The organism is Pseudomonas donghuensis (assembly GCF_000696345.2).
GTDB lineage: Bacteria > Pseudomonadota > Gammaproteobacteria > Pseudomonadales > Pseudomonadaceae > Aquipseudomonas > Aquipseudomonas donghuensis.
The window spans coordinates 3,249,793-3,262,376 of record NZ_CP071706.1; the positions used below are offsets into that span (position 1 = coordinate 3,249,793).

The 12,584-nt window shown below is 64.2% G+C and carries 10 protein-coding genes; 3 read left to right on the forward strand and 7 right to left on the reverse strand.

The window, feature by feature from the left end; genetic code table 11:
- Positions 1–3: 3 nt before the first annotated feature.
- A complete protein-coding gene (locus tag BV82_RS15205; RefSeq protein ID WP_010225242.1) occupies positions 4–705 on the reverse strand; it encodes a response regulator in 702 nt (233 codons plus the stop codon).
- 156 nt (positions 706–861) lie between these two features.
- Here BV82_RS15205 and BV82_RS15210 point away from each other — a divergent pair, with 156 nt between their 5' ends.
- The 3 genes from BV82_RS15210 to mobA all read left to right on the forward strand — a co-directional run bounded on the left by BV82_RS15210 (position 862) and on the right by mobA (position 5,823).
- The gene (locus tag BV82_RS15210; protein WP_036997056.1) at positions 862–2,040 is read left to right on the forward strand and encodes an efflux RND transporter periplasmic adaptor subunit; all 1,179 of its coding nucleotides are present in this window, start codon (positions 862–864) and stop codon (positions 2,038–2,040) included.
- Positions 2,041–2,051: 11 nt separating this feature from the next.
- A complete protein-coding gene (locus tag BV82_RS15215) occupies positions 2,052–5,186 on the forward strand; it encodes an efflux RND transporter permease subunit (protein ID WP_036997054.1) in 3,135 nt (1,044 codons plus the stop codon).
- A 61-nt stretch (positions 5,187–5,247) separates the two neighbouring features.
- The gene (gene mobA, locus BV82_RS15220; protein ID WP_010225238.1) at positions 5,248–5,823 is read left to right on the forward strand and encodes a molybdenum cofactor guanylyltransferase MobA; all 576 of its coding nucleotides are present in this window, start codon (positions 5,248–5,250) and stop codon (positions 5,821–5,823) included.
- Positions 5,824–5,919: 96 nt separating this feature from the next.
- On the opposite strand, the gene BV82_RS15225 is transcribed toward mobA, so the two are convergent.
- The 6 genes from BV82_RS15225 to BV82_RS15250 are packed head-to-tail and all read right to left on the reverse strand — an operon-like array spanning position 5,920 to position 12,291.
- Positions 5,920–6,348, reverse strand: coding sequence for a MarR family winged helix-turn-helix transcriptional regulator (locus BV82_RS15225; RefSeq protein WP_010225236.1), 429 nt, complete (start codon positions 6,346–6,348; stop codon positions 5,920–5,922).
- Positions 6,341–7,417 carry a uroporphyrinogen decarboxylase gene (hemE, locus tag BV82_RS15230; RefSeq protein ID WP_026001432.1) on the reverse strand — a complete coding sequence of 359 codons (1,077 nt, stop codon included), beginning with the start codon at positions 7,415–7,417 and terminating at the stop codon, positions 6,341–6,343. Before hemE ends, BV82_RS15225 begins: the two co-directional genes overlap by 8 nt.
- Before the next feature lie 44 nt (positions 7,418–7,461).
- Complete coding sequence (gene rpe, locus BV82_RS15235; protein WP_010225234.1) at positions 7,462–8,145, reverse strand: ribulose-phosphate 3-epimerase; 684 nt, start codon at positions 8,143–8,145, stop codon at positions 7,462–7,464.
- Positions 8,146–8,157: 12 nt separating this feature from the next.
- The gene (locus tag BV82_RS15240; RefSeq protein WP_036997052.1) at positions 8,158–9,084 is read right to left on the reverse strand and encodes an alpha/beta fold hydrolase; all 927 of its coding nucleotides are present in this window, start codon (positions 9,082–9,084) and stop codon (positions 8,158–8,160) included.
- Between the two features lie 44 nt (positions 9,085–9,128).
- Positions 9,129–10,706 (reverse strand): class I adenylate-forming enzyme family protein, encoded by a 1,578-nt coding sequence (locus BV82_RS15245; protein ID WP_051636826.1) that lies wholly within the window; start codon positions 10,704–10,706, stop codon positions 9,129–9,131.
- Positions 10,693–12,291 carry a phosphopantetheine-binding protein gene (locus tag BV82_RS15250; protein WP_010225231.1) on the reverse strand — a complete coding sequence of 533 codons (1,599 nt, stop codon included), beginning with the start codon at positions 12,289–12,291 and terminating at the stop codon, positions 10,693–10,695. Before BV82_RS15250 ends, BV82_RS15245 begins: the two co-directional genes overlap by 14 nt.
- Positions 12,292–12,584: the final 293 nt, after the last annotated feature.

Sequence of the window (12,584 nt, forward strand, 5' to 3'; positions counted from 1 at the left end):
CCGCTAGAACTCCCACTCGACCCGGCTGAACAGGTAGCCCTTGCCCCACACGGTCTTGATCTTGCGCGCTTCGCCGGCGCTGTCGTCGAACTTGCGCCGCAGCTTGGAAATCGCCACGTCCACCGAGCGGTCGGTACCGTTGAACTCGATGCCGCGCAGTTGCTGGAGGATACGGTCGCGGCTGAGCACCACCCCGGCGTTGCGCGCCAGCACCACCAGCAGGTTGAACTCGCCGCTGGACAGCTCCACGGGTTGTTCGCGCCAGAACACGTTGCGCTCGGCCAGGTCGATGCGCAGGCCGCCGACCACGATCAGGTCGCTCTCAAGCCGGGGCTCGTTGATGCAGCTGCGGCGCAGCAATGTGCGTACCCGGGCCAGCAGCACCCGTGGCTCGCAAGGTTTGGTCACGTAGTCGTCAGCGCCCATCTCCAGGCCCAGCACCTGGTCATGGCTGTCGTCGCGGGCGGTCAGCATCAGGATCGGCAAGGCCTGGGACTCGGCGCGCAGCAGCCGGCACACCTGCAGGCCATCGAGGCCGGGCAGCATCAGGTCGAGGATCACCAGGTCCGGCTTGTTGCGCCGGGCTTCGGCCAGCACATGGTCGCCACGGGCAATCACATTGACACTGAAGTCGTTGCGCTGCAGGTAGCTGGCGATCAGTTCGGACAGGGCGCAGTCGTCTTCGACCAGGAGGATATTCGGCATGGGTAGTTTGACAGGCTGGGAAAGTCAGGCAGGATATAAGAGCTCACGCGCTCGCAGGATAAAGCTTCACACTTTTTTACACATGGCCTACACAGCTTAACTGTTGCCCGTCGGTCGCCTGCCTTAGCATTGCCGGGTCATTTTCGGAAGATCCGCATGTCCAGTACAAGTCCCGCCCGTCTGCGCGCCCTGGCGCCGCTGTTGTTGATCACCTTTGCCCTGAGCGCCTGCGACGACAAATCGCCGGCCGAAGAAAAGGCCCCGCCGAGCGCCGTCAAGGTCGAGACCGTGCGCGTGCAGCCGCTGGCGATCAGCACCGAGCTCAATGGCCGCATCCTTGCCCCACGTACCGCCGAGGTACGTGCGCGAGTGGCCGGGGTGGTGCTCAAGCGTGTGTACCGCGAAGGCAGCGACGTCAAACAGGGCGATGTGCTGTTTCGCATCGACCCGGCGCCGTTCCAGGCCGATTACGACAGCGCCCGCGCAAGCCTGGCCCGCGCCGAAGCCACGCTGTTCCAGGCGCGCTTGCAGGACCAGCGCTATCGCGAGCTGATCGGTATCAATGCGATCAGCCGCCAGGAGCATGACAACGCCCGCGCCGCCTTCCTGCAAGCCGATGCCGATGTCGCCGCTGCCAAGGCTGCGCTCGAGCGGGCCAAGCTCAACCTCGGCTACGCCACCGTCACCGCGCCGATTTCCGGGCGTATCGGTCGCTCCCTGGTGACCGAAGGCGCCCTGGTGGGGCAGAACGAAACCACGCCGCTGGCGACCATCCAGCAGTTGAACCCGATCCATGCCGACGTCACCCAGTCGACCCGCGAGCTCAATGCCCTGCGCCGCGCCCTGCGTGCCGGCGAACTGCAGCAGGTGGGCCAGGACCAGGCCAGCGCGACGCTGATCCAGGACGACGGCACGCCCTACCCGCTGCCGGGCAAGCTGCTGTTCTCGGACATCAGCGTCGACCCGAGCACCGGGCAGATCACCCTGCGCAGCGAGTTCCCCAACCCGGACCTGGACCTGCTGCCGGGCAGCTTCATCCGCGTGCGCCTGGAGCAGGCGGTCAAGCAACAAGGCATCAGCGTGCCGCAACGGGCCATCCTGCGTGACAGTGCTGGCAACCCGAAGGTAATGCTGGTGGATGCCGAACAGCGCATCAGCGAACGCTCGGTGGTATTGGGCAGTGTGCAGAACGACCGCTGGATCGTCAGCGACGGCCTGGCCCCCGGTGACCGGGTGGTGGTCGAAGGTCTGCAGCACATCAACCCCGGCGACCAGGTACAGGTCGACAACGCGGGCAAGGACGCCCTTCCCATCGTTCAGTCCAACGGCCAGTGAGGGCCTGATTCATGCCGCAGTTTTTCATTGACCGCCCGGTCTTCGCCTGGGTGGTCGCCTTGTTCATCCTGCTGGCCGGCGCCCTGGCCATCCCGCAGTTGCCGGTGGCCCAGTACCCCGACGTGGCGCCGCCGCAGGTGGAAATCTACGCCGTGTACCCCGGCGCCTCGGCGCAGACCATCGACGACAGCGTGGTCAGCCTGATCGAGGAAGAGCTCAACGGTGCCGACAACCTGCTCTACTTCAGCTCGCAAAGCAGCCTGGGCAGCGCCACCATCACCGCCACCTTCGAGCCGGGCACCAACCCGGACCTGGCCCAGGTCGACGTGCAGAACCGCCTGAAAGTGGTCGAGTCGCGCCTGCCGCGCCCGGTCACCCAGCAAGGCCTGCAGGTGGAGAAAGTCTCCACCGGCTTCCTGTTGATGGTGACCCTCACCGCCATGGACGGCAGCCTCGATGAAGTGACCCTGAGCGACTTTCTCGCCCGTAACGTGATGAACGAAATCCGCCGCCTCAAGGGTGTCGGCAAGGCGCAGCTGTATGGTTCGGAACGGGCCATGCGCATCTGGATCGACCCGGCCAAGCTGATCGGTTTCAACCTCACCCCGGATGACGTCAACGACGCCATCGCTGCGCAGAACGCCCAGGTGGCGCCAGGCAGCATCGGCGACCTGCCGGGTACCGGCACCCAGGAAATCACCGCCAACGTGGTGATCAAGGGCCAGCTCAGCACTGTGCAGGAGTTCAAGGACATCGTCCTGCGCGCCAATCCCGATGGCTCGACAGTCACCATCGGCGATGTCGCCCGGGTCGAGATCGGCAGCCAGGAGTACCAGTACGGCACCCGTCTCAACGGCAAGCCGACCAGCGCCTTCAGCGTGCAGTTGTCGCCCGGCGCCAACGCCATGGAAACCGCGACCCTGGTGCAAGCCAAGCTCAACGAGCTGTCGCGCTACCTGCCGCCGGGGGCCAAGTTCGACATCCCCTACGACACCTCGCCGTTCGTCAAGGTCTCGATCCAGCAGGTCATCACCACCCTGCTCGAAGCCATGGCCCTGGTGTTCGCGGTGATGTTCCTGTTCCTGCAGAACATCCGCTACACCCTGATCCCGACCCTGGTGGTGCCGGTGGCGCTGATGGGTACCTTTGCGGTGATGCTGGCGCTGGGCTTCTCGGTCAACGTGCTGACCCTGTTCGGCATGGTCCTGGCCATCGGTATCCTGGTCGACGACGCCATCGTCGTGGTCGAGAACGTCGAGCGGATCATGAGCGAAGAAGGCCTGGCACCGCGCGAGGCGACGAAAAAGGCCATGAGCCAGATCAGCGGCGCCATCGTCGGCATCACCCTGGTGCTGGTGGCGGTGTTCCTGCCGATGGCCTTCATGAAAGGCTCGGTGGGGGTGATCTACCAGCAGTTCTCGGTGTCGATGGCGGTGTCGATCCTGTTCTCGGCGTTCCTCGCCCTGAGCCTGACCCCGGCCTTGTGCGCGACCCTGCTCAAGCCGATCGCCAAGGGCTCGCACCACGAGAAAACCGGCTTCTTCGGCTGGTTCAACCGCCGCTTCGAAAGCATGACCAATGGCTACCAGCGCTGGGTGATCCAGGCCCTCAAGCGCAGCGGCCGCTATTTGCTGGTCTACCTGGTGCTGGTGGCCGGGCTGGTATACGGTTTCAGCCAACTGCCCTCCTCGTTCCTGCCCACCGAAGACCAGGGCTACACCATTACCGACATCCAGCTGCCGCCGGGGGCCAGCCGCGCCCGCACCGAACAGGTGGCGGCGCAGATCGAGGCGCATAACGCCACAGAGCCTGGCGTCGGTAACAGCACCCTGATTCTCGGCTTCAGCTTCTCTGGCAACGGCCAGAACGCGGCGCTGGCGTTCACCACCCTCAAGGACTGGTCCGAGCGCGGCAGCGACGACAGCGCGCAATCCATCGCCGACCGCGCCAATGCCGCGTTCAGCCAGCTCAAGGACGCCATTGCCTATTCGGTGCTGCCGCCGCCGGTGGATGGCCTGGGCACGTCCAGCGGTTTCGAGTTCCGCCTGCAGGACCGTGGCGGCCTCGGCCATGCCGGGCTGATGGCGGCGCGCGACCAGTTGCTCGCCGCCGCGGAAAAAAGCCCGCTGCTGGTCAACGTGCGCGAAAGCGCCCTGGCCGAGAGCCCGCAGGTGCAGCTGGAAGTCGACCGCAAGCAGGCCAATGCCCTGGGCGTGTCGTTTGCCGATATCGGCAACGTGCTCAACACTGCGGTGGGCTCCAACTACGTCAACGACTTCCCCAACCAGGGGCGGATGCAGCGCGTGGTGGTGCAGGCCGAAGGCGACCAGCGCAGCCAGGTCGACGACCTGTTGAAGATTCACGTGCGCAACAGCAACGGCAAGATGGTGCCACTGTCGGCCTTCGTCCAGGCCAAGTGGATCACCGGCCCCGTGCAGTTGACCCGCTATAACGGCTACCCGGCCATTGCCGTGTCGGGCGAGCCGGCACCGGGCTACAGCTCCGGCGAGGCGATGAACGAGATCCAGCGCCTGGTCGATCAACTGCCTCAGGGCATGGGCCTGGAATGGACCGGCCTGTCGCTGCAGGAGCGCCTGTCCGGCGCCCAGGCGCCGATCCTCATGGGCCTGTCGCTGCTGGTGGTGTTCCTGTGCCTGGCGGCGTTGTACGAGAGCTGGTCGATCCCGACCTCGGTACTGCTGGTGGTACCGCTGGGCGTACTGGGCGCGGTGATTGCGGTGAGCCTGCGCGGCATGCCCAACGACGTGTTCTTCAAGGTCGGCCTGATCACCCTGATCGGCCTGTCGGCGAAAAACGCCATCCTGATCATCGAGTTCGCCAAGAGCCTGGTCGATGAAGGTCACGACCTGGTCGATGCCACCGTGCAAGCCGCACGTTTGCGCTTGCGCCCGATCGTCATGACCTCGCTGGCGTTCATCCTCGGTGTGGTGCCCCTGGCGATTGCCAGCGGCGCCAGCTCGGCCAGCCAGCAGGCCATCGGTACCGGGGTGATCGGCGGCATGCTCAGCGCCACCCTGGCGGTGGTGTTCGTGCCGGTGTTCTTCGTGGTGGTGATGCGCCTGACCGGCAAGCGCCGGGCCAAGGGCCACGCCCGAGCGTGCGCGCCGGTAGCCAGCGACAGCTGATCTGGACAGACTGCGGCGTGCATGGGAAGGTGATCGGCTGATACCGCCAGGAACCCTGACCATGCCCGCCGCCCCTCCCCCCTGCTCCATCCTCATCCTTGCCGGTGGCCGCGGCCAGCGCATGGGCGGCCAGGACAAAGGCCTGCTCGACTGGCAGGGCCAACCCCTGATCGCCCACATCCACGCCGTGGTGCGGCCGCTGACCGACGACCTGATCATTTCCTGCAACCGCAACCAGGACCTGTACCGGCCTTACGCCGATCAGTTGGTGGGGGATGCCGAAGCGGATTTTCCAGGGCCACTGGCCGGGGTGCTGGCGGGGCTGGCGGTGGCGCGGCATGAATGGATGCTGGTGCTGGCCTGCGACGCGCCGTTGATCGACCAGGCGCTGATCCTCGACCTGATGCACCTGGCCAATGACCAACAGCAGCCGGCGATGATCCGCCAGGGCGGCTACTGGCAGCCGATGTTCAGCCTGATTCCCTGCGCCTTGCGCGCTGACTTTCAGCGAGCCTGGGATGCGGGCGATAGAGGTGTGCAACGGACCTTGCGCCAGCACCCGGTGCGGGCCCTGGAGTGCGCCGAGGGCGACCTGCGCCTGAGCAATTTCAATACCCCGGAGTTTTTGCGCACCTAGTCATCGCTGGGCAAGCCCGCTCCCACAGATTGATGCAGGACCTGTGGGAGCGGGCTTGCCCAGCGATGAGGCCGGCGATCGCTGACAAGTCCAGCTTCAGCGCAACCGCGACCTGATCCGGTGGCACACGTCCAGCACCTGCTCCACCTCCCCCTCGCCCAGGTCGATCTTGCACGCCATGTTGCTGAACACCTGCGCCGCCTCGGCCTTGAGCTCACGGCCCTTGTCGGTCAGCAGCAGGTTACGTCGACGGCGGTCATTGGGGTCGAGATAGACAGTGATGAAGCCATTGTCGGCCAGACGCTTGACGATCGGTGTCAGGGTGCCAAGGTCGAACAAGGTCAGCTCGCTCAGGGCACTGATCGAGACATCGTCCTGGCCCCATAACCCGGCCATCACCAGCAATTGCGGGTAGGTCACACCGCGCTTTTTCAGCGGTTCGGCGTAGTCACGGACCATGGCATTGGCGGTCGAATACAGCGAGAAGCACAGCATCCGGTCGAAGTCGAAGGTCGGGTCAAGCATAGGCACCTCCGCGCACGCGGCTCAATTCATGGACCGCCTCGACCAGGGTCGCCACCGCCTCTGGCGAGGTTGCCGGCGAGATCCCCTGGCCCAGGTTGAACACATGGCCAAAGCCTGCGGCCGGCGGCCCGAAGGCCTGCAAGGTGCGCTGCACTTCGCGGCGGATGCAGGCCTCATCGCCCAACAAGACGCTGGGGTCGAGGTTACCTTGCAAGGCGACGCTGTGGCCCACCAGTTGCCGGGCCATGCCCAGGTTACAGGCCGAGTCCAGGCTCAGGGCGTCGGCACCGCTGTCGGCCATTTCGCCAAGCCAGGGGCTACCACCTGGGGTGTAGATGATCGACGGTACCCGCTGACCGTGATGGGTCTTGTGCAGGCGCGCCAGCACCTCGCGCATGTAGAACAGCGAGAAACGCTGGTAGGCGCCATCGGCCAGGGCCCCGCCCCAGGTGTCGAAGATCATCAGCGCCTGGGCGCCGGACTCGATCTGCGCATTGAGGCTGGCCGCCACCGCTTGGCTGGTGACCTGCAAAATGCGCTGAAGCAGTTCCGGGCGGCGGTAGAGCATCTTCTTGATCAGCTGGAAATCACCCGGCGGCCCGCCTTCGACCATGTAACAGGCCAAGGTCCAGGGGCTGCCGGCAAAGCCGATCAGCGCCGCCTTGGGGTCCAGCGCCCGGCGGGCCTGGGCCACGGTCTGGTACAGGTAGTCCAGTGACTCGGGCTCAGGCACACGCAGGCGCTTGATGGCCTGCTCGTCGCGCAATGGATGGCGAAAACGCGGGCCCTCGCCCGTGCCAAAGTACAGGCCCAGGCCCATGGCATCAGGCACGGTGAGGATATCGGAGAACACGATTGCCGCATCCAGGTTGAAGCGGCGCATGGGTTGCAAGGTAGCCTCGGTGGCGTAGTCCGGCGTTTTCGCCAGGTTCAGGAACGATCCGGCGCGGGCCCGCAACTCTCGGTACTCGGGCAGGTAACGCCCGGCCTGGCGCATCAGCCAGACCGGTGTGTGCGCAGTCGGCTGACGCAGCAAGGCCTTGATTAAAGTTGTAGTGTGCAAGGACAGGTAACTCGTACTGGATTCGCGAGAATCGTTGGAAAGACCGCCTATCAGTGGCGGTTGGGCACAGCTTGAGCAATCTCCCGGCGCAAGGCCTCGATGGTAGCGCGGTAATCGCTCTGGGCAAAAATCGCCGTGCCGGCAACAAACATGTCAGCCCCGGCGGCAGCCACCTGGCCGATGGTTTCGAGGTTGACGCCACCGTCTACCTCCAGACGGATCGCCCGGCCACTGTCGTCGATAAGCTTGCGCGCTGCAGCTACCTTGGGCAATACCGAAGGGATGAACCGCTGCCCGCCAAAGCCCGGGTTGACTGACATCAGCAGGATCAGGTCGAGCTTATCGAGCACGTAGCGAGCCGCGTCGAGGGTGCTGGCCGGGTTGAACACCAGGCCTGCCTTGCAGCCCAGGTCCTTGATCAACTGCAGCGAGCGGTCCAGGTGCAGGGTGGCTTCGGGATGGATCGAGATGTAGTCGGCGCCGGCCTCGGCGAAGGCCTGGATCATCGCATCCACCGGGGTGACCATCAGGTGCACATCGATCGGCGCGGTGATCCCGTGGCTGCGCAAGGCCTTGCAGAACTGCGGGCCCATGGTCAGGTTGGGCACATAGTGGTTATCCATCACATCGATATGGATGACATCGGCACCGGCGGCCAGCACCTGCTCGGCTTCAGCGCCGAGGCGGGCGAAATCGGCCGCCAGAATCGATGGTGCAATCCAGAACTCTTTCACGGGTGTACTCCATTACTCATTGACTAATCGTTGCCGCGGCCCCGACTCACGCTGAAGCAGCGCAGCGTTGATCTGGCCGATCAAGGCCGCGCTCGGCTCCTCCAGGTGAAAATGGTGGCCGCCGTCATGCCAGTGCACCTGGGTGGCCCAGGGCAAGGCGTGTTTTCTTTTGTCGAACTGGGCGCCGGCAAACAGCCCCTGGCGCCCAAGCATCAGGTGCAGCGGGCAATTGATCTGGCGCAGGAAATCGCAGGCCTGACGCTCGGTCAGCTGCATTGCTTCGGGCAACACCAGGCGCGGGTCATGGCGCCAGCGGTAACCGTCGCCGACGCTGAGCAGGTCGCGCATGGCCAGCAACCGCGCGCCCTCGGCGCACAGCGTGGCGTCGATACTGTTGCGCCGCTCGCCAATGGCCGCTTCAAGGCTGTCGAACTGCGCCGTTTGCGCCGCCGAGAAGCCATGCAGGCGGGTGCGCAGGGCCAGGCGCAGCAGGCGCTGGGACTTTTTCAGGTGCTCGACGGTGTCTTCTTCGGCGATGGTAAAAGGCGCCCCCATGCCGTCGATGAACACCATGCTGTCGATCGACTTGTTCATTGCCGCCAGAATCGATGCGACCCCCGTGCCCATGGAATGGCCCAACACTGAAAAACGCTTCCAGCCCAGGCATTCGACCAGCGCGTTCATGTCATCGGCGTGTTCCCACAGGTAATAGCCGCTGTCGCCGCGACGGTGCTCGGAACGCCCGTGGCCGGCCAGGTCCGGGGCGACCACGAAACACTCATCAAGCAGCGGCGCAATGCGCTCGAACGACGCCGCGTTGTCGAGCCAGCCATGGATGGCCAGCACCGGATGGCCACGCTCATTGCCCCAGATACGCAATGCAACATGGTTGCCGTTAACGTCCAGCGATTGATCGCGGCCTCTATTGCCCAGACTCATGTCCGTACCTCCTGTATGACTGAATCACCCATCAAAGGCGCCGTTCAACCGGCCACCGCCAGTTGTGCGCTGCGCGCCGTGTGCTGCAGCTGCTGCAGGTCGAACTTGCCGTTGGCCGTACGCGGCAGGGTGCCTTCGATACTGATCGACAGGGGTACCTTGTGCGACTCCAGGCCGTGCCGGCAACGTTCGAGCAACTGTTCCACGCTCAGGCTCACACCTTGGCCCAAGGTGACGAACGCCCATAACGCCTCGCCGACCGACGCATGCTCGATACCGACCACCGCCGCCGCTTCGACGCCATCAATGGCATAGAGGAAGCTCTCGACTTCACTGGGGCTGACCTTCATGCCGCGCGATTTGATCACGTGGTCCATACGGCCCTGGAAGTACAGGTAACCGTCCTCATCAAGGCTGCAGTAGTCGCCGGTGTACAGCACGCTTTCACCCGGGTACGGGCCCGGCTTGAGCTTTTGCGCCGTGGCCTGGGGGTTGCGCCAGTAACCAGCCATCACAGTGGCGCCGCGAATCACCAGTTGACCGACCTGATGCGGCTGGTCGATACGCCGGCCTTCGTCGTCCACCAGCCACAGCTCGGTGTTGGGGATGGCGATGCCGACACTGCCTGGTTTGTCGTCTATATCTTCCGGTGGCAAGTAGGTGCAGCGCTTGCACTCGGTCAGGCCGTACATGGAAAAGATCTGCGCCTGGGGGAACAGGCCTTTCATTTGGGCGATGTGGGTCGGCTTGAGGGCCGCGCCGGTGTTGGTCACCATGCGCACCTGGGGGAAAGTCGCCTCGCGCTTGTGCGCGTATTCATGCAGGAGCATGAGCATGGTCGGCACGAACGGAATGACCGTGACCTGATACTGGCGGATCTTTTTGATCAGGAAGATCGGCCAGGTGAATTCCTTTTCCAGCACCAGGGTGGCACCACTGCTCAAGGCCATGATCATCTGGTAAAGGCCGTAGTCGAACGACAGCGGCAACGAGCACAGCACGTTGTCAGTGGCTGTGTACCCCAGGTAGGTATGCAGCGAGTTGAGCGCCGCGAGCATGTTGCGGTGGGTAAGCATCACCCCCTTGGGCGCGCCAGTGGACCCTGAGGTGTAGATGATCGCAGCCAGGTCCAGGTCGAGGTTGCCGCACGGCAGCGGCACGCCGGCGCCCTGCCCCAACAGGCTTTCGACAGTCTGGGTAACCGGGGAGTCGGCTTCGCCGTCGAGCAGCACGATGGCCTTGAGGTAGCTCAGCTCGGAGGTGCCCGCCGGCAGGCTGGCGAATTTCTCCGAGGTGGTGATCAGTACCGAGGCCTCGGCATCGCGGATGATGTAGTCGAGGCTGTCGGCCGGGGTTTCCAGGCCGACGTTGACCATCACACCGCCGGCCCTGAGTACGCCCCAGAACGCACAGACGGTCTCGACCCGGTTGCCCAGGCACACCACCACCCGCTCCTGGCGCTGCAGGCCATTGACCTGCAGCCCGGCAGCCAGGCGCCCACTGGCTTCGTCGAGCTGGGCATAGGTGTAGGTTTCATCGGCATAGATGATCGCCGCCTTGTCCGGGTACAGGCCGTTGGGACGGTCCAGTACGTGCTGCAAGAGGACGTCAGACGCCTTCATGCTGCACCTCGAAACGTGCCCGGCGCACCGCCGCCGGTTGACGGTGGGCGTCAATATAGCCGGCCAGGGTGGCGACGGTATTGAAGTGTCCGGGGGCGATGGTGTCGGGGTTGACGAAGAAACCTTCGATATCGTCTTCCAGATTGACCAGCAACTCCATGGAGGTCAGTGAATCCAGCCCCAGGTCGTCCCGCAGATGCGAGTCGGCGCTGATCACGGTGTTTGCCGGCAGTTTCAGCACCACCCGCAGGATCTCGCCGAGCTGACGCTGGGTCGCCGCCTGGGCGATCGGCGTCGGCTCGCTCGCCGCCGGGGCAGCGCCGAGCATGGCCGACAGCGGTACATCGGCGTGGCTGTCACGGATGTCCAGGGCGGTTTGCCGGGCACGGGCGAGGAACAGCTGGCCGTTGCTGACAATCACTTCGGCCGGGTGGCCATGGCTGTGGAACAGGGTCGGCGAAGCAGACGGGCCGTAGGCACCTGAGGCGGTGACGGCGAGGATGTCGCCCTCGTGCAGGGTTTCGATCTGCAGGTCACGGGCCAGCAGATCATCGGGGCTACAGAGCGGCCCGGAGATATGGTATTCGCGCAGCGGCGCGCCGGTGCTGCCGGTGGCGTGGACAATACGGAAGTTGCGTTTGAGCACCTGGCCGCTGCCAGCGGCGGCGCCATGACAATTGGTACCGCCATCGGTGACGGCAAAGGTCTTGCCGTGGTTTTCCTTGATGTTGTCGACCGTCACCAGCAGGGCACCGCACTTGCCGGCGACGAAGCGCCCCGACTCGACAATGATCCGGGTCTGCGGGAACTGCTGATTGAACGCCTCGAACAGTGGCGCCAGCAGTTGCTTGAGCTGGCGGGTGTCGAGTTCGCTCTCGTTCTCGTAGTACTTGATACCCAGGCCGCCGCCGACATCGACCATGCTCATGTCCAGGTTGTAGCGCCGGGTCAGGCTACGGTAGAGGCCAAGAATGTACTTGGCGTTGTCGTACACCGACTGCGCATCGAGGATCTTGGTCCCGTTGTAAACGTGGATGCCTTTGATCTGCAGGTTTGGCAACGCCGCGTAGTCGCCGAAATTGGCAACGGCCGTATCTTCTTCAATGCCGAAATGGGTCGGCCGCCCGCCCATCTTCCACGGGGAACCGGAGGCGGAGAAGTTAGGGTTGATACGAATCGCCACCGGCGCCACGCGGCCGAGTTCGCCCGCCAGCGCCGAGAGTTTGCGCAGTTCGGTTTCCGATTCGACGACGATGGCAAACACCCCAACTTCCAGGGCGCGCCGATGTTCCTCGGGTTTCTTGTAGGGCCCGAGGAAAATGATGTCCTCAGGAGCGACCCCGGCCTTCAGGGCGATTTCCAGCTCGCCCAGCGAGCAGACTTCGGTATTGCCGCCGTAGGAGCGGATCAGTTTCACCAGGGACAGGTTCGGGTTGACCTTCAACGCATAGAAGATATCCACGCAGTCCGGCAATGCATCGCGCAACTCGTTGAAACTGCTGCGTAGCACGGCTTCATCGTAGAGGTAGGTCGGTGTCCCGAACGTCGCTTTTGCCTGGAGGACCAGTTCCTTGGAAAGCTTCATCTGTTGCTCCCTTCGTTCTTATAGTGTGCCGCCGCTGCGCGCGTACCCCGTCCCGGCTTGAGAGCACCGAGACAAGGGCGTATAGCGGGATGGCGTCAAAGTTGGTTGCGCACCACTTGCCGGGCGAGTAAGTGGGCCCGACATAAAACTTTGCGCGCAAAGTTTGTGAAATTCTGCGTCCGCATTTGCCGTGATGTCAAGATAATTCCACGGAGTTTTGTCTGCGACACAGCGACACGCTTTTGCCGGCAGGTTCGATGCAGAACAGAGATAAATCGCCGCACCCAATCCAT

What these genes read in the sequence shown, in the direction of transcription:
- BV82_RS15245 (WP_051636826.1), bottom strand. Translation starts at nt 10,706, where the DNA reads ATGAAGGCGTCTGACGTCCTCTTGCAGCACGTACTGGACCGTCCCAAC.
- BV82_RS15210 (WP_036997056.1), top strand. Translation starts at nt 862, where the DNA reads ATGTCCAGTACAAGTCCCGCCCGTCTGCGCGCCCTGGCGCCGCTGTTG.
- BV82_RS15215 (WP_036997054.1), top strand. Translation starts at nt 2,052, where the DNA reads ATGCCGCAGTTTTTCATTGACCGCCCGGTCTTCGCCTGGGTGGTCGCC.
- BV82_RS15250 (WP_010225231.1), bottom strand. Translation starts at nt 12,291, where the DNA reads ATGAAGCTTTCCAAGGAACTGGTCCTCCAGGCAAAAGCGACGTTCGGG.
- BV82_RS15205 (WP_010225242.1), bottom strand. Translation starts at nt 705, where the DNA reads ATGCCGAATATCCTCCTGGTCGAAGACGACTGCGCCCTGTCCGAACTG.
- mobA (WP_010225238.1), top strand. Translation starts at nt 5,248, where the DNA reads ATGCCCGCCGCCCCTCCCCCCTGCTCCATCCTCATCCTTGCCGGTGGC.
- BV82_RS15240 (WP_036997052.1), bottom strand. Translation starts at nt 9,084, where the DNA reads ATGAGTCTGGGCAATAGAGGCCGCGATCAATCGCTGGACGTTAACGGC.
- BV82_RS15225 (WP_010225236.1), bottom strand. Translation starts at nt 6,348, where the DNA reads ATGCTTGACCCGACCTTCGACTTCGACCGGATGCTGTGCTTCTCGCTG.